The organism is Acidovorax soli (genome assembly GCF_900107605.1).
Taxonomy (GTDB): Bacteria; Pseudomonadota; Gammaproteobacteria; order Burkholderiales; family Burkholderiaceae_C; genus Acidovorax; species Acidovorax soli.
Genome location: NZ_FNQJ01000051.1, coordinates 1 through 15,533, shown reverse-complemented (window position 1 = coordinate 15,533; position 15,533 = coordinate 1). Strand labels below are relative to the sequence as shown.

The window sequence follows — 15,533 nt, the reverse complement described above, 5'->3', positions numbered from 1 at the left end:
CGCCATCACACCCGAGTCGTCATAATCTGGTCGTCCTGCCTGGGGGAATTTGGGGTGGCCAAGGGTGGGGGAATTTGACCTGGCCATCGGGGAAGTCGGCAGTGCGCTGCTGGTAGTGGGCTATCCGCTGGGCTTTCACGACGTGATTTATCACCTGCCGGTGGTGCGTCATGCGGTAATCGCATCTTCCTTTGGCGTTCGATTCCAAGGCAAGGGCTACTTTTTGACGGATGCGCGCACCCACCGTGGGACCAGCGGCGCAGCCGTGGTGATGCGTGCCCCCGGCACCAATCCGGCGCTGCCCTGGAAACTGCTGGGCGTGCACTCCTCGCGTTTGGACATGAACACACGTGACCTGGCGCTGGACGAGTCGCTGGGTCTCAACTGCGCCTGGTACGCCGACATCCTGCTCACGCTCACGGCGGATGTACCCGCTCCCTCTGCGTTGCAACCCCAACCAATTGCCTGAGATCGTCAACCCCTACCTGGCTCTGGCGCTTGATCTGGACACAGCCGTGGTGTCGGATCTTGTTTTGAGCGCGCCTGAAGGTAGTCCAACAGCCTTCTACACTGGCGATAACCTGCGGGATGCCTTGCGTCGACTCGTGCGTCTGCTAGACCGCCCGGAATCATTCGCGGTGCTCAAAGAAAATTTTTGATTCGAGATATTCACCATTAGCTGCTGCTGGATCGCGAAGGACCGGCTATTCGGGATCTAGGCCTGCACGACAGCAACGCGCGACGCATCGCCCGCGCTGTTGCAATCTTACGTGCCGACCACACACAATCAGCAAAAATTTGAACTGCCTGGCGGCAGCGGCCGGAATGATCCGCTCGGCATTTCACCCACATTCTCGTACGATTACTTCGTAGTCGCCGCTGCAGTTCCAGATGCACCTCCGCTTGATGGAGGAGCGCCGCTTGATCCTGTCCAAGGGAAAGAGGTTGAGTGAAGTGGCTTTCGAAGTGGGATACGAGAGTGCCTCGCACTTCCGCCGCGAATAGCCCGCATGTATGGTCAGCCACCCACCATGGATAAACGAGCGGCGTCTTGTTGCGGTGAACAACCAGCTAAAGGGACTAGCGTTCAGCCCCTACTGACGTCCGTCTAAAGTCAAAGTCAATCCCGTTTCGCGGGCCCCTCAGCACTATTTTTTCCACGGCTGGGTAACCTAAATCCCTAGGATAGGCGCGTCTGGATCTCAACCTCAGAGGTGAGCGTGCGGTGCACGGGGCATTTGTCGGCGATCTCCAGCAAACGCGCCCGTTGCGGCTCATCGAGTGGCCCCGCGAGTTCGACCGTCCGCCCGATTCGGTCAATCTTGCCTTCCTTGGTCTCACATTCCGCACAGTCTGCAGCGTGGATCTTGGCGTGAGTCAAAGTGACGCGGACGTCCTCTAGGGGCCATTTCTTATGGCGGGCGTAAAGGCGCAACGTCATCGCAGTGCAAGCTCCAAGCGCACCGAGCAGAAGGTCATATGGACCCAAGCCGAGATCGTCACCGCCCACTCCCACTGGTTCGTCACTCACCAGCGTGTGGCGCCCTGCCTCAACGTTGACGGCAAAGTTGCCTGAACGGTCGCTGACTCGCACAACGCCCACTGGCAGAGACTCCGCTCCGGGTGTCGACGCCACCTCGCTTGAAGGGGCGGGAGCAGGCAAATACCGCTTAGCCCAGGCAGCGATGAGGCCTGCGGCGTACGTGGCATCGCTCTGACTGTTGAGCAGGTGGTCGGCATCGTCGAGCGATACGAAAGATTTGGGGTGCAGCGCCTGTTCGAAGATTCGGCGTGCGTTGTCTACTCCAACGATCGTGTCGCTAGGCGCGTGCAGCACAAGCAAAGGCCGATGCAACGCATGGATTCGCTCGGCCTGAGGCTGGGAGGCTACGTCGTCTAGAAATTCCCGCCGCAACGTGAACTCACGGCCCGAAAGCGTTACACGGGCCTCTCCGTTGGACTCGATGAGAGCCAGCCCCCCGCCAAAATGCCGCGTAACGTGTGCCGGCTCGAAGGGCGCGCCGAGCGTCACCACAGCACGCGCATCGGCAATGCGGTGTGCAGCGGCCAGAACGGCTGCGCCGCCGAGCGAATGCCCGATGAGGAGCGCTGGCGTTCCATGCTCACTTCGCAGCCAGTCGGCCGCCGCGACTAGATCGCCGACGTTTGAACTGAAATGGGTGTTCGCGAAGTCACCGCCGCTGCCACCCAACCCTGTGAAATCGAAGCGAAGCACGCCGAACCCGGCCTCTACCAACGCACGCGAAATATAGGCGGCCGCTTTCGAGTCTTTGGAGCACGTGAAACAGTGTGCGAAGACAGCCCACGCTCTTGGCAAAGTGTTTGGTTTATCAAGCCGTGCAGCCAGCAAATGGCCGAGGCTCCCGGGAAATTCAACTTTAAGGCTAGTCATGTTTCACTGAAGTTGATACGCATGCAAGACAGCAATCGAGGTCGCTGCGACTCCAAGATTCGAACACGAAATCTATTCACACGCCAGCGTGTACTACAGACTCGATGAAGGACTTGATTGCCCCAGCCAAATATGACACCGTGCGCTTCGCCTTCCCTGAAATTTCGACATGCGTACACTGAAAGCTCGTCTGCACATCTGGCATGGAAGTTTGGCGCCAAGACTGCAAAGCAAAGGTCGGCCGAGCCGCACATCTTGGTCGTTACTTCTAGAATGAACGGATGACTTCTTCCGTTGACAAAGATCCCACCAAACCAAGCAATTTTCTGCGCAACGTCATCGAAAACGACCTTGAACTAGGCGTCTATGCAGCGCGCAAATGGGGGGGCAGTCCCGGCGACGCGCAACACCATGCGCAAGGCATGCTAGACCCCGCCAAGGTCCGCACTCGCTTCCCGCCTGAACCCAACGGCTACCTGCATATCGGGCATGCCAAGAGCATCTGGCTTAACTTCGAGCTCGCCAAGAAATACTGTGGCGTGTGTCACCTGCGCTTCGATGACACCAACCCGGAGAAAGAAGAGCAGGAATACGTCGATAGCATCCGCGACGCGGTGAAGTGGCTGGGCTACGAAACCTGCCTGGCTGACAGCCCCGTGGCTCCCGGCACCCTCCAGCCGCACGAATACTTCGCCAGCGACTACTTTGACTTCATGTACCGCGCGGCCGAGTACCTGATCATCGCCGGGCTCGCCTACGTGGAGGAGCAGACGCCCGAGCAAATGCGCGCCGCGCGCGGGGACTTCAACACGCCCGGAACTGACAGCCCGTTCCGTACCCGCAGCCCCGACGAGAACCTGGCGCGCTTCCGCCAGATGCGAGACGGCGAGCTCGTAGACGGTGCCGCCATCCTTCGCGCGAAGATTGACATGGCCAATCCCAATATAAACCTGCGCGACCCTGCGCTCTACCGCATCCGCCGGGCGACGCACCACAACACAGGCGACAAATGGTGCATCTATCCGATGTACACCTTTGCACATCCGATTGAGGATGCGTTGGAGCAGATCACCCATTCGATCGCCACATTGGAGTTCGAAGACCAGAGACCGTTCTACGACTGGTTGCTTTACCGTTTGGCAGAAGGCGGGTTGATCGCCAGCCCGCATCCGCGCCAGTATGAATTCGCGCGGCTCAATGTGACGCACATGGTCACCAGCAAGCGCAAGCTGCGCCAGCTGGTCGAAGACGGGCACGTCGATGGCTGGGACGACCCACGGATGCCAACCCTCGCAGGCCTCCGCCGGCGCGGCTACACGCCCGAAGCGCTCAGGCTCTTCTGCGAACGCAGCGGCGTGACGAAGTCCGGCGGCTGGATCGACTACGCGAGCCTCGAAGCGACCCTCCGCGACACGCTCGACCCCATCGCCCCGCGCGCGATGGCCGTGCTCGACCCGGTCAAGCTCGTCATCACCAACTGGGCCGAGCTGATGGGCAGCGACGCCTCACTGGACGACTGCACCGCCCCCGTAAACCCGCGCGACCCCGAAGGCGGCATGCGCCGCTTCAAGATCGGCCGCGAGGTGTGGATCGAACGCACCGACTACGAAGATGTGCAGCCGAAGGGCTTCTTCCGACTGTTCCCCGGCAACAAGGTGCGCCTGAAATACGGTCACACCATCGTGTGCACGGGCGCCACGCGTGACGCTGACGGCAAGCTGGTCGAAGTGCAGGCCACGCTGATGCCCGATACAAAGAGCGGCACGCCAGGCGCGGATGCGGTAAAGGTGAAGGGCAACATTACCTGGGTCGCCGTAGCCGATGCGGTACCGGTCGAGGTGCGCTTGTATGAACGGCTGTTTACCACGGAGCAACCGGGCAGCGGGGAGTTGCTGGATGAGCTGAATAAGGCGAGCCTCGTGACATGCTCGGCCTTCGCGGAGCCGTCATTGGCTCTAGCGAAGGTTGGCGGTGCGGGGTTTCAGTTTGAGCGGCACGGGTACTTTGTGCTGGATGCAAAAGCGTCCCATGATGGAAAGCTTGTGTTCAATCGGGCTGCTGGGATGCGAGACAGCCAGGGGAAAATAGGGCAGCATATGGTTAGTAGCCCCGTGAAAAGTTCACACCCACCGGAATGATTCCGTCTTCCATGTAACGCCGGATATTGTTTGCCACGATCGCCGAAGCGGATTCCCGGGCTGTTGGGGCTGAACAGTGGGGAAGTACAGTGACGGAGGGGTGCCCCCAGTGCCATTCCGTGCTTGGCAAAGGCTCCACTTCAAAGACGTCGAGCACCGCATGCCGGAGACGACCGCTGTCCAGTGCCGCTTTCAAATCAGCGTCATTCACAATCGCCCCGCGGGAAAAATTGATCAGTGCAGCTCTGTCGCGCAACAGAGAAAACGCCTCTGCGCCGAGAAGGCCGCGTGTTTGCGGCGTCAGGGGCAACAAACACACCAAGATGTCGGTCTTCTGCAGCATCGCGCTTAAGCCGCTCTGCCCCGTGAAGCTTTCTATCCCTGGGATCTGATTGAGGCTTTGGCTCCAACCGCAGACACGAAATCCGGCGTCTGACAATTGCCTTGCAGCGGCACTACCCAAGGCACCCAAACCCAGTACGCTGACGGTTCTGCTCTCAGCGCGCACGTACTCCTGAGCCTGCCATTGCCGCTGCGCCTGTTGCCTCGCATAAGCTGGCATATCCCGATGCAGGTAGAGGGTGTACGCCAACACTGCCTCCGCCATAGTGCGCGCAAGTTGGGGGTCGACCAGGCGAACGATAGGCAACGAGGTTTCGCCCAGATCGGCCACCAGTTTTTCAACTCCCGCCCATACGCTATGGACCCACCGTAACTGCGGTAACCTTTGGAGGTCCGCAGGATCTGGATTGGCCAAGATAGCAACGGTACAACGCTGTCTGCTTTCCGTATCCATTTCACTCAGCGCGACTATGCTTTGCTCAGGCATGGCGAGCGAGAGCGCATGAACCCAGGCAGCCGTATGTACGTAGTCTGCAGGTGCAATGAACGCTATGGGTGTGTGATTCATGTTGCGTATAGACTCTGTAGTTGGGCAAAACCTTTGATCTCGATGGGATTGCCAGAGGGGTCGAGAAAAAACATCGTGGCCTGTTCACCGGGCTCGCCGACAAAACGCAGCGTGGGTGCAAGCACAAAGTTGAGGTTTCGCTGGACCAAACGGTCGGCCAAGGCCTGCCAGTCCGTCATGCTTAGGATGACACCGAAATGCGGCATCGGCACCATATGGTCACCTACATGACCCGTGACGCTGGTGGCAAAGGGCTCACCCAAATGCAGGGATAGCTGATGCCCGTAGAACTCAAAATCCACCCATGTTGCCGTGCTGCGTCCTTCCTTGCACCCAAGCGTTGTGCCATAGAAATCGCGCGACTTTTCCAGATCACGCACGTGGAATGCCAGATGAAAGTAAGCTTGCACAGTGCCCCCTCTTAGTGGTTGCTTAACAGATTGCCCAACCGCCAATGCATGAATACTATGTTCGCCTCTTCAAAAGAGAAAACCTATAGTTTTTCTTGCCTAAAACGAAGTTTTTTACGGATATAGGCTATCTGCGCCGTCTGATCACGGTCGTCGAGCATGGCTGTATCGCCGATGCGGCGCGCGCGGGAAACTTTACCGCCGCAGCCGTCAGCCAATACATCAGGCCTGGGAGCGCGAACTTCGTCTGACGCTGGTAACGAAACTTCCTTTCTGCTACGTGTCCGGCCTGCCTGCAAAATCCTGCTAAGTTCAGGCGCCCCCGTACCGCTCCGTCTTAATGTGGGCTGCGGGGACGCCGGCATCGACCAGTCCGTTAGCAACGGCTTCGACGAACCGATTGGCGCCGCATACATAAACATGGCGAGGCGTGTGGACCCAGCGGGCAAGGACGTTTGCGATGGCTGCAGCATCAAGCCGCCGCCCCAGGTCGGTCGGCCGCGGTGGTGGCTCGCGCGTGGTCACCGCTATGAAGGTGAAGTCGGGCCGTGCTGCTTCGAGTTCAAGCAACTCGGCATGAAAGGGTAGGTCGGCCGGAGTGCGTGCGGAGCAGACCAACAGCACGGGCATAGGCACCGGTGGCAGTTCGGCCATGGCCCCCGTCGGCGCCACTACCTCTGCGGGGTCCGCGGCCCATGCGCGCACCATTGCCATCAACGGCGCGATGCCCGAGCCGCCCGCTATCAACAACAACGGCCCGCCATCGGCGGGTCCCCAGACGAAATGTCCACCGAGCGGCCCACGCACTTCGATACTCTCGCCCACCTCCGCGATGTCATGGAAAAAAGGGGACACCTCGCCATCCTGGAGCTTCTCGATGATGATCTCGACGTTGTCAGCGCGAGGCGCCGATGCAATGGAATAGCTGCGTTGCGCGGCATAACCATCGGGCGCGGTCAGTCGCACATCGATGTGTTGACCCGCACGGCGCGACGCCAGTGCCGACACATCGAGAAAGAAACTCTTGATGCGCGGTGTGAGCTGCGAGATGCGCTCGATCTTCGCGTTGCGCCACGGACCTTGATGCTCGTTGGGCAACATCAAGAATCGTCCGAATAACGTTGTTGCCGCCAAGGATCGCCGTACATGTGATATCCGCGCAGCTCCCAGAATCCGGCTTCATCGCGCGCGGTGAATTTGAGACCCTTGATCCACTTCGCGCTCTTCCAGAAGTACAGGTGCGGCACCAGCAAGCGGGCCGGGCCGCCATGTTCGGGCGCCAATGGCTGGCCGTCGAAATGAGTCGCTACCATGGCGCGGCCGCCGAGCAAATCGGCAACCGGCACGTTGGTGTCGTAGTCGTCTAGCGACAGCGCCAGTAGCCAGGGCGTGGGAGCTGCAATGCCGGCGTCGGCAAGCAGGTCGTCGATGGTCACACCTTCCCAGCGTGTGTCGAACTTCGACCAGGTCGTGACGCAATGGATATCACCTTGCCACACGGTGCGCGGAAGCGCCACGAACTCGTCCCAGCTCCAGCTTTTCATGGGCCGCGGGCCATTGCTCAGCGTGAATCGCCAAGAAGCCATGTCGATGCGAGGCGTCGGCCCTTTTGAGAGCACCGGAAAGCCTTCGGTTTCGAACTGGCCTGGCGGCAAGCGGTTGGCAACGGCTGCCGTGGGCCTTCGCCCGGTGAAATTGCGTGTGACCATGTTGAGGACTCCTGCGTCGTGCTGCTTAAGGACAAGGCTACGTTCTTTGCCCAATATTGCGTGGCTAATTGGTCCGTTGTGTCATTGAGGGGCCCGCGCCTTGCCCGGAGCGCTGGACCCGCGCCTAGTTTGGCCGCTCAGTAAGTCGCGCGACATAGTCGGCCAAGATCACACAGTCTCAAGGGTCAGCGAAGCCTACATCAACTCGATCGTATATAGGGCTATCCGCTCTGGAATGTGACGGTAATCAACTATAGGGGTGCTGGTGCTACCGATAGTCCGACTTTTTGCACCCTTCGTCCTAACCTTTGGAGTGCCTAGCATGGCCAAACCCCTCACCCCGAATTACCCCTTGTTCGCCCATATGCTGTGCTTCGCCCTCACAGCGACGATGGGATGTGGCAAGGCTGCCTTCATCTGTGGCGCCGGTGTGATTTTCGGATCGCGCGCCACGAAGCGGCACCGCCGGTGCTGCGGGTCCCATGCGCGGATCAGCCGACGGACTCGTGCAACTTGCGTCGCCATCACAGCCTGCCCCGTACCTCGTCGAGCCGTTCCAAGCCTCTTACGATAGCGTCCGTGAAGCCGGGGCAGGTCCAGCTTCGGCATGGCAATGAAGACAGAATCGGACGCACGGCGTACTTAACAAGACTCGTCGGCGTCTTGTAGCGCCGACCTTCGGTTCCAATGAGAAAGAATCAAAAGATGCCGCTTGCGGGCAACGCCATCGCGTCGCCTGCAGTGACACGGGTTCGATCAAACGCAGCCTAGCTCGCGAATTCGATCGCATTGTCCGGGCTGCAAGGAGTTGCAACATGAGTTCAAAAGAAACTGCCCTCCTCTTCGGAGGTTGCTTCTGGGGCATACAGGACCTGGTGCGCAGGCTCCCGAGCGTCAATAGTACACGCGTCGGCTACAGCGACGTTGCCAATGCCTATGCCACCCATCGCAATCACGGCACGCATGGCGAGGCGCTCGAAGTGGTGTTCGGTCCGGCACGCACCAGTTGGCGCGCGCTGCTGGAGTTCTTCTTCCTGATCCACAATCCCAGCACGCCCAACCGGCAGGGTAACGATGGCGGGTGCTACTACCGTTCCGGCATCTACTACAAGACGCCCGAGCATCGGCAGATCACTCTGGAGACGATTGCCGACGTCGACGCCTCGGGCCTGTGGCCGGGCAAGATGGTCACTGGAGTGGAGCCCGCCGGCCCCTTCTGGCAGGCCGAGCCGGAGCACAAGGACTATTTGCAACGTAATCTGAATGGGTACACCTGCCGCTTCCCCCCGGTCAGCCAGCGCGCGGTCCGGAATCGTAGTCTCACTCAAAGATTCCATGACGAACGACCAAGACCCCATGAAAGCCCCGCGGTTGCGAGTTCAGCAGTGGATCGATGCGCAAGGGAACCCGATTCGGCCACTAGAGCTGGCCGATCTCGGTGACAAGTTCAAGGTGATCTTTTGCTTCCAGCACGGGTGCTCGGTTTGTCACAGTCACGGATTTCCGACACTCAGGGCGCTGGTTGAAGGACTGTCCGGCCAAGGCTTCGGCTTCGCCGCCGTGCAAACCGTATTCGAGGCTGCCGAGACAAACACGCTCGAACGTTTGCGCGAGACGCAGCAGCGATACGGGTTGGCGATTCCTTTCGGTCACGACTCGGCTGTGGACCGCTACCCGAGCCTGATGGCGGATTTCGGGATACGTGGCACACCGTGGTTCATCGTTTTCGACATGCAGGGAGAGGTCTTCGACTTTCGCCTCGATGCCCAGCGCCTGCTCCGGGCCTTCGGTCGCGCCAACGAAGTGCCTCAGGCCGCATGACACGCCGCCCGCCATTTACCCCTCGGGCCAGGAGACTGAATTGCAAACCAACGTTACCCCGAACGAGCAACCCTCCGCCACGGCATCGTCAGCAACATTGCACATGCCGTTCGACAACACCTACGCGCGCGATCTTGAGGGGCTGTATGCGAGATCGAAACCGGCAGGTTCGCCAGCGCCTAGGCTGCTGCGGCTGAACAGCGACCTGGCTAACGAGCTCGGCCTGGACGCCGAAGAAATGTCCTCAGCAGCCGGCCTCGCCGTGTTCGCCGGCAATGTCGTTCCGGCTCAGGCACAACCGCTGGCGCAGGCCTATGCCGGGCACCAGTTCGGCGGCTTCTCGCCGCAGCTCGGCGATGGCCGCGCTCTGCTGCTTGGCGAAATCGTTGACCGTCATGGCCGACGCCGTGACATCTCCCTGAAGGGATCGGGCCGAACCCCATTCTCGCGCCGCGGTGACGGCAAGGCCGCACTCGGACCCGTGCTGCGGGAGTACCTGATGGGTGAGGCCATGCACGTCCTGGGCATCCCGACCACGCGCGCGCTGGCAGCGGTGGCCACCGGCGCGACCGTGCAGCGCGAGCAGCTCCTGCCTGGTGCAATCCTTACGCGCGTGGCCGCCAGCCACTTGCGTGTAGGCACCTTCGAGTACATCGCGGCCAGAGACGACGAAGTCCTGCTGCGCCGATTGGCCGATTACGCCATCGCGCGTCACTACGCGCCGCTGACCAGCACCCCGGACCCCTACCTGGGTCTGCTGCAGGAGGTGGTCGAGCGCCAGGCTTCGTTGGTCGCGCGCTGGATGGGCGTGGGCTTCATCCACGGCGTCATGAATACCGACAATATGACGATCTCCGGTGAAACGATCGACTACGGCCCTTGCGCTTTCCTAGAACACTTCGACCCCAGGGCCGTATTCAGCTCGATTGACACCTCGGGCCGCTATGCCTATGGCAATCAGCCGGCGATTGCGCAGTGGAACTTGGCACGCTTGGCCGACGCCTTGCTGCCGCTGATCGACGCCGATGCCGAGTCTGCGGCACAACGCGCCGGAGCGGCTGTAGAGGCATTTGCTGAACGCTTCGACTTTCATTGGACGTCCGTCCTGCGGCTCAAGCTGGGCTTGGACGGAGGCGGTGAGGATGACCGCGCGCTGGCCGACGACTACCTGACGCTGCTGAGCCAGCACCGCATCGATTTCACGCTCGCGTTTGCCCGCCTGGCCGACGCGGCCCAAGGCAACGACACGCCGCTGCGCGCGCTGTTCGGAAGCGCGGCCGCAGCGCTGGAGCTTTGGCTCCAGCGCTGGCGCGAGCGCACCCGGGCGGTCGGCACGAGCCCTCACGAACTCAAGGAGGCCCTGAGGTGCACCAACCCGATCTACATCCCGCGCAACCACCTCGTCGAAGCGGCGCTGGCGGCTGCCGTGGAGCGCGATGACCTGGCACCTTTTGAGCGCCTGCTGCTGGTGCTGGAACACCCGTTTGACGAGCATGCGGCATACAGTGCGTTGGCCGAGCCCGCTCCGGCAGAGCAGACGGAAAACTACCGAACCTTCTGCGGCACCTGAACGGCGGATTCCCGAGCGCAACTACTCAACCCCACCTGGAGGAACAACCATGCAAGAAGACAGCGTACAAGCAGGCATCACGGGGGAACCCGCGCCCGAACTGGGCGTGACGCAATGGATCGACGCAGCCGGCCAGCCCCTGGCCGACTATGGTCTAGACAAGATGCGCGGGAAATTCAAGCTGGTCTTCTGCTTCCAAGACGCCTGCCCAGGCTGTCACCTGACCGGCTTTCCCTCTCTGGTCCGTGTGGTCGAGGCGTTTCGCGGTTCGCCCTTCGTCAGCTTCGCGGCGGTGCAGACGGTTTTCGAGGACTTCGAATCCAACACCGTAGATCGGGTGGCAGCGAACCAACGCAAATACGCACTACCGATACCGTTCGGCCACGATGCCGGCGCCGGTCATGTGGGTGACGGCTCGGTGCTGATGCAGCGCTACCGCAACGGCGGCACGCCCTGGTTTATCCTCGTCGATCCCAGTGGCGCGGTGGTTTACAACTACTTCCGCATCGACGTCGAAAAACTAATTGCCGAGCTCAAACGCGCCGAGTCGGCGCCGCCTGTGCCCACGCCAGATGCAGGAACCATCACCTGGCGAGACGTCATCCAGCACGCGAAAGGCAACAATCCAGCGCCGCCACGGCGGCTCGAGCTCGACGACGCGCAATGGCGCCAGCGCCTGACGCCCGAGCAGTACCGCGTCACGCGACAAAGGGGCACCGAACCTGCGCACAGCTCGGACATGTGTGCCTTGTTCGAGCCCGGTGTTTATGGGTGCGTGTGCTGCGGTACCGAACTGTTCGACGCTTCGAGCAAGTTCCGAAGCAAGAGTGGTTGGCCCAGCTTCAGACAGGCGCTGGCGCCCGGGCTGATCGCGCACCACTACGATTCGAGCCATGGTATGACTCGCATCGAGACCACCTGCAATGTGTGCGACGCGCACCTGGGCCATGTTTTCCCCGATGGGCCCGCACCCAGCGGCCTGCGCTATTGCATGAACGCCGTGGCGTTGGTCAAGTCATGATGAACTTCGACACTATCGTGGTTGGTGCGGGGCAGGCCGGACCGTTTCTAGCGGCCAAGCTCGTGAATCGCGGCCGCAAGGTCGCGCTGGTGGAGGCCCGTGACCTTGGCGGCACCTGCGTCAACCGAGGCTGCACACCCACCAAGACATTGCGCAAGTCGGCGCGGGTGGCCTACCTGGCGCGTCGCGCGGCCGAGTTCGGTGTGCAGGTGGGCCCTGTAAAGGTCGACTTCGCCGTCGCCATGCAACGCATGCAAGACAGGGTCGACCAGGCGCGATCAGGACTCGAGAGCTGGCTCGGCGGGTTGGAGGGCCTGCGCATCATTAAAGCTCACGGTCGGCTGACGGGTCGCGATGGTGGCGAGTTCCTGGTGCAGGCGGGCGAGCACATACTGCGCGCGCCTCAGATCATCCTAAACACGGGTACGCGCTCCTCCGTACCGACAATCCCGGGTCTGGCGGAAAACCCGTACCTTGACAGCGAGGGACTGTTGGCGTTGCGCGAGCTACCCCGCAAGTTGGTGATCATCGGAGGCGGGTACATCAGCCTTGAGATGGCGCAGATCTTTCGCCGCCTCGGCAGCAAGGTCGCAATCATCGAGACGGGGCCGCGCTTGACGGGGCGGGAAGACGCCGACGTGTCTGCTGCCGTGACCGAGATGCTGCAGGCCGAGGGCATCGACGTTTACATCGGCGTGTCTATTGCGGCCGTCAAACCGGGGGAAACCGAGGGCGGCACCTGCGTTCAACTGGCTGACGGTCGCATCATAGGCGGCAGCCACCTGCTGGTGGCTGCCGGTCGCGTGCCCAATACCGACGATCTGGGGCTGGATAGTGTGGGGTTGAGGGCCAACATGCGTGGCTACATCGCCACCAACGATCGGCTCGAGACCGACGTGCCCGGCATCTGGGCGCTGGGCGACATCAACCAGCGCGGAGCCTTCACCCACACCAGCTACCACGATCACGACGTTCTGGCCGAGAACCTCGCCGGCGGACAGCGCAGCGCCGACGCGCGCAACAGCATTTACGCCATGTTCACCGATCCACCGCTGGCACACGTGGGGCTGTATGAGGCAGATGCCAAGCGCCTAGTGGAAAAAGAGGGTCGGCGTATCTCACAAGCGGTGCATGCGATGAAGGACGTGAGCCGGGCGAAGGAAGAGAGTGAAACCGTGGGCGTGATCAAACTGCTGATCGATGAAGACAGTGGCCTGTTCCTGGGCGCCACGATGCTATTGATCCGGCAGGCTTTATTCGTAAACCTTGCTCGGGCTGAGGTGTCGAAGCCCCTCGACGGGCTCAAGTTGAACGGCATCGGGACTCTGCAATAAACCGTGCCGGATCAATAGGCATCCAGGCCGACGAGATCATTCAATCCATTGGCCTAGTGATGGCTAGCCAGGGCACCTGGCGCACGGTGCGTGAGGCGCTGCCCGTACACCCCACCGTCACTGAATTCTTGCCCACCATCATCGACCGCCGCAAGCCCCTGGTCATGAACTGAAAAGAGGGAGCAAAGATGCCCATCAATCGATCTTTTCTAGGCCGCAATCGCGGCGTCGACAATCACGGTGGTCGTTTGCCTCCGGGACAATCACTGACCGAAAGTTTCCCGGTCCTGACCTCTGGCCCTGCACCGCGCCCCCTTAGCGAAGCCGAATGGGCGCTGACCCTGAAAGTCGGCCCACGGCTGGTGGCCCAATGGACCTTGGCCGACTTCAGGGCTTTGCCGCAGAGCGAGCAGGTGGTCGACATTCACTGCGTGACCACTTGGTCCAAGTTCGACACGCGTTGGCGTGGCGTCACGGTGGACGACCTTCTCGCTGCAGCCGGCGTGCAAGCACCAACCCCATGGGTGCTTGCCCACTCGCAGGACGGCTACAGCACCAACCTGCCGCTGGCGGACTTGACGCAAGGTCGCGCAATGGTCGCCACCCACTTCGACGACAAGCCCCTGACCCACGAGCACGGGGGGCCGGCACGCCTATTGGTGCCGCACCTGTATTTCTGGAAATCGGCCAAGTGGTTGAGTAACCTTGAGTTCACGACGGAGGAAGAAGCGGGATTCTGGGAACTGCGCGGGTACCACATGCGCGGTGACCCGTTCAGGGAAGAGCGCTATGGCTGAGCTTGCCAATCGCGGAGCGGAGGTGATGGGGTGCATTAACGTCAACTAGCTCGTCGCTTGTAGCGATGGCGGTGTCTTTCCAGACTACTGCGACCCACCAAATCTCCTTTCATATCCATCAACGGGCACGTGGTACGCGGGCCGCCTGGTCTGAGCCGGAACCGCTCAGTTCGAAGGAGCTTGCGCGCAAGAAGTTTGTCGATCCCTCCATTGGCTTCGAGCTCAGCAAGTTCGTGGGAGCAAATGACGCATTGACAAATATCTGCGGCACGGTATTTCGACCAGACGCTTCCGTCATGAGCTGCCGTTGTTGAGTTCAGTGATCACGTGCTCGACAGCTTCAATGACTTCGGTTGAAGTGTCGTAGGGCGAGAGATTTGCACGGTTTTCCCACGCTGCGTCGATGGTCTCTTGAAGTTGTTGTGTCATGAGCAAATGCCTTTACGATTGAAAGGTTGGCGCCTTGCGTGGCATCCGATCTCATGCAGTCCCGCTTGTCCCCGCAGAGCGGTGCGGGTACTGCTACCAAAGGCAGGACTATGAATATGGACCCTTCCATTTTTTTCCGAGTAGCCTACTACCGCAGGAGCAACTCTTTGAGGAAATTCGGCCATGAGCGATTACAAACCCATCAGTTGCGAATTCCACGAGGTGCTGGAATCTCTTGCGATGACGCATAAGAATGCCGATGTTGAATACCTCAATACCGACGGAGAGCTGCGCATGATCAACGGGGTAATCCGAGACGTGTACGCGCGCGGCGGCGTTGAGTTTCTGGCTTTGAGCTCGGGTGATACGCTGCGACTGGACCAGCTTGTGTCCGTGAATGGCATCAGACTCTCCGAGTTTTAGCGGACCCGCCACTCGCAACACCAACTCGGTTGTTCAACGCATCAGGACCAGTCCTTCACCTGACCCCATCCCGAACGGTGTGCAAGCGTTTTGCATCAGCGCGAGGCTGACGCTCTGATGGCTTAGTTTGGGCATGCCTGGACCCCGATACGGCAGCCTCCATACGAAAGATTCTATGGACAAGCAATCGCGAGTTCATAGAAATAGGTCGCCCGCTGACTTAGCTTCCCTCATTTGTCAGCGTGGCACCACGCTTCCCCCAGCGTCATCTATATAGCTGAAGACCGCGATGATGTCAAGACAGACCGGATGCAACACCATCCCCGGAGCGCGGGCATACCATCGTTCTATGAACAAAGCCATAAGGCACCTCACCAAGTCGCGCATCAAGCTGGCCGTCGAGTTTTCCCAGAGAGCTCTACTACACGGGCAAGAAGGACTACCTCGACCGATCACTTGATGACGGGGTCTCCTCGTTTTCAGTGCAATAAGTGACGGTACGAAAAGCTAGCACTGGCGCGGAGGTGGTGTTGGTAGATCGTTGATTTCATTGACTTT

The 15,533-nt window shown here is 60.5% G+C and carries 15 protein-coding genes and 3 pseudogenes; 12 read left to right on the top strand and 6 right to left on the bottom strand.

What is annotated here, in order from left to right:
• Positions 1-91: 91 nt before the first annotated feature.
• The 3 genes and pseudogenes from BLW02_RS18595 to BLW02_RS20470 all read left to right on the top strand — a co-directional run.
• Positions 92-469, top strand: a pseudogene (locus tag BLW02_RS18595) (serine protease); the annotation flags it as partial.
• Positions 462-659: an AraC family transcriptional regulator N-terminal domain-containing protein gene (locus tag BLW02_RS18590; protein WP_159433802.1), complete on the top strand. Its 198-nt coding sequence runs from the start codon at positions 462-464 to the stop codon at positions 657-659. The pseudogene BLW02_RS18595 and the gene BLW02_RS18590, both read left to right, overlap by 8 nt.
• 220 nt (positions 660-879) lie before the next feature.
• On the top strand, positions 880-1,005 hold the full coding sequence (locus BLW02_RS20470) for a hypothetical protein (RefSeq protein ID WP_371813899.1): 126 nt from the start codon (positions 880-882) through the stop codon (positions 1,003-1,005).
• A 175-nt stretch (positions 1,006-1,180) separates the two neighbouring features.
• Here BLW02_RS20470 and BLW02_RS18585 read toward each other — a convergent pair whose 3' ends face one another.
• Positions 1,181-2,413, bottom strand: coding sequence for a bifunctional alpha/beta hydrolase/OsmC family protein (locus BLW02_RS18585; protein WP_092701399.1), 1,233 nt, complete (start codon positions 2,411-2,413; stop codon positions 1,181-1,183).
• Positions 2,414-2,694: 281 nt separating this feature from the next.
• Here BLW02_RS18585 and BLW02_RS18580 point away from each other — a divergent pair, with 281 nt between their 5' ends.
• Positions 2,695-4,551: a glutamine--tRNA ligase/YqeY domain fusion protein gene (locus BLW02_RS18580; protein ID WP_092701396.1), complete on the top strand. Its 1,857-nt coding sequence runs from the start codon at positions 2,695-2,697 to the stop codon at positions 4,549-4,551.
• Here the strand turns inward: BLW02_RS18580 and BLW02_RS18575 are convergent.
• Positions 4,514-5,461 (bottom strand): 2-hydroxyacid dehydrogenase, encoded by a 948-nt coding sequence (locus BLW02_RS18575; protein WP_092701393.1) that lies wholly within the window; start codon positions 5,459-5,461, stop codon positions 4,514-4,516. The two genes, BLW02_RS18580 and BLW02_RS18575, sit on opposite strands and share 38 nt — an antisense overlap.
• A complete protein-coding gene (locus BLW02_RS18570; RefSeq protein WP_092701391.1) occupies positions 5,458-5,871 on the bottom strand; it encodes a VOC family protein in 414 nt (137 codons plus the stop codon). The genes BLW02_RS18575 and BLW02_RS18570 overlap by 4 nt, the downstream gene beginning before the upstream one ends.
• Before the next feature lie 95 nt (positions 5,872-5,966).
• On the opposite strand from BLW02_RS18570, the gene BLW02_RS19970 reads away from it, so the two are divergent.
• Positions 5,967-6,122, top strand: a complete 156-nt coding sequence (locus BLW02_RS19970; protein ID WP_159433801.1) for a hypothetical protein — start codon at positions 5,967-5,969, stop codon at positions 6,120-6,122.
• Between the two features lie 61 nt (positions 6,123-6,183).
• Here the strand turns inward: BLW02_RS19970 and BLW02_RS18565 are convergent, their stop codons facing one another.
• Entirely contained in the window at positions 6,184-6,972 is a 789-nt protein-coding gene (locus BLW02_RS18565; protein WP_092701388.1) for an FAD-binding oxidoreductase, read from the bottom strand.
• Complete coding sequence (locus BLW02_RS18560) at positions 6,972-7,580, bottom strand: sulfite oxidase-like oxidoreductase (RefSeq protein ID WP_092701385.1); 609 nt, start codon at positions 7,578-7,580, stop codon at positions 6,972-6,974. The genes BLW02_RS18565 and BLW02_RS18560 overlap by 1 nt, the downstream gene beginning before the upstream one ends.
• Positions 7,581-8,395: 815 nt before the next feature.
• Between BLW02_RS18560 and msrA the strand changes: the two are divergent.
• The 6 genes and pseudogenes from msrA to BLW02_RS18530 form a co-directional block, all read left to right on the top strand.
• A pseudogene (gene msrA / locus BLW02_RS18555) lies at positions 8,396-8,863 on the top strand (peptide-methionine (S)-S-oxide reductase MsrA); the annotation flags it as partial.
• A 73-nt stretch (positions 8,864-8,936) separates the two neighbouring features.
• Positions 8,937-9,401: a peroxiredoxin family protein gene (locus BLW02_RS18550; RefSeq protein ID WP_092701379.1), complete on the top strand. Its 465-nt coding sequence runs from the start codon at positions 8,937-8,939 to the stop codon at positions 9,399-9,401.
• A 40-nt stretch (positions 9,402-9,441) separates the two neighbouring features.
• On the top strand, positions 9,442-10,971 hold the full coding sequence (locus BLW02_RS18545; protein WP_240939218.1) for a protein adenylyltransferase SelO: 1,530 nt from the start codon (positions 9,442-9,444) through the stop codon (positions 10,969-10,971).
• A 601-nt stretch (positions 10,972-11,572) separates the two neighbouring features.
• Positions 11,573-11,992, top strand: a complete 420-nt coding sequence (gene msrB / locus BLW02_RS18540; protein WP_240939579.1) for a peptide-methionine (R)-S-oxide reductase MsrB — start codon at positions 11,573-11,575, stop codon at positions 11,990-11,992.
• A complete protein-coding gene (locus BLW02_RS18535; protein ID WP_092701373.1) occupies positions 11,989-13,326 on the top strand; it encodes a mercuric reductase in 1,338 nt (445 codons plus the stop codon). Before msrB ends, BLW02_RS18535 begins: the two co-directional genes overlap by 4 nt.
• A gap of 188 nt (positions 13,327-13,514) precedes the next feature.
• Positions 13,515-14,123 (top strand): sulfite oxidase-like oxidoreductase, encoded by a 609-nt coding sequence (locus BLW02_RS18530; RefSeq protein WP_092701370.1) that lies wholly within the window; start codon positions 13,515-13,517, stop codon positions 14,121-14,123.
• A gap of 303 nt (positions 14,124-14,426) precedes the next feature.
• Here BLW02_RS18530 and BLW02_RS18525 read toward each other — a convergent pair.
• A pseudogene (locus tag BLW02_RS18525) lies at positions 14,427-14,552 on the bottom strand (2,3,4,5-tetrahydropyridine-2,6-dicarboxylate N-succinyltransferase); the annotation flags it as partial.
• A gap of 183 nt (positions 14,553-14,735) precedes the next feature.
• On the opposite strand from BLW02_RS18525, the gene BLW02_RS18520 reads away from it, so the two are divergent.
• Entirely contained in the window at positions 14,736-14,975 is a 240-nt protein-coding gene (locus BLW02_RS18520) for a hypothetical protein (RefSeq protein ID WP_092701364.1), read from the top strand.
• Positions 14,976-15,533 lie beyond the last annotated feature (558 nt).

What these genes read in the sequence shown, in the direction of transcription:
- BLW02_RS18560 (WP_092701385.1), bottom strand. Translation starts at nt 7,580, where the DNA reads ATGGTCACACGCAATTTCACCGGGCGAAGGCCCACGGCAGCCGTTGCC.
- BLW02_RS18530 (WP_092701370.1), top strand. Translation starts at nt 13,515, where the DNA reads ATGCCCATCAATCGATCTTTTCTAGGCCGCAATCGCGGCGTCGACAAT.
- BLW02_RS18580 (WP_092701396.1), top strand. Translation starts at nt 2,695, where the DNA reads ATGACTTCTTCCGTTGACAAAGATCCCACCAAACCAAGCAATTTTCTG.
- BLW02_RS18520 (WP_092701364.1), top strand. Translation starts at nt 14,736, where the DNA reads ATGAGCGATTACAAACCCATCAGTTGCGAATTCCACGAGGTGCTGGAA.
- BLW02_RS18550 (WP_092701379.1), top strand. Translation starts at nt 8,937, where the DNA reads ATGAAAGCCCCGCGGTTGCGAGTTCAGCAGTGGATCGATGCGCAAGGG.
- BLW02_RS18575 (WP_092701393.1), bottom strand. Translation starts at nt 5,461, where the DNA reads ATGAATCACACACCCATAGCGTTCATTGCACCTGCAGACTACGTACAT.
- BLW02_RS18535 (WP_092701373.1), top strand. Translation starts at nt 11,989, where the DNA reads ATGATGAACTTCGACACTATCGTGGTTGGTGCGGGGCAGGCCGGACCG.
- BLW02_RS18565 (WP_092701388.1), bottom strand. Translation starts at nt 6,972, where the DNA reads ATGTTGCCCAACGAGCATCAAGGTCCGTGGCGCAACGCGAAGATCGAG.
- BLW02_RS18585 (WP_092701399.1), bottom strand. Translation starts at nt 2,413, where the DNA reads ATGACTAGCCTTAAAGTTGAATTTCCCGGGAGCCTCGGCCATTTGCTG.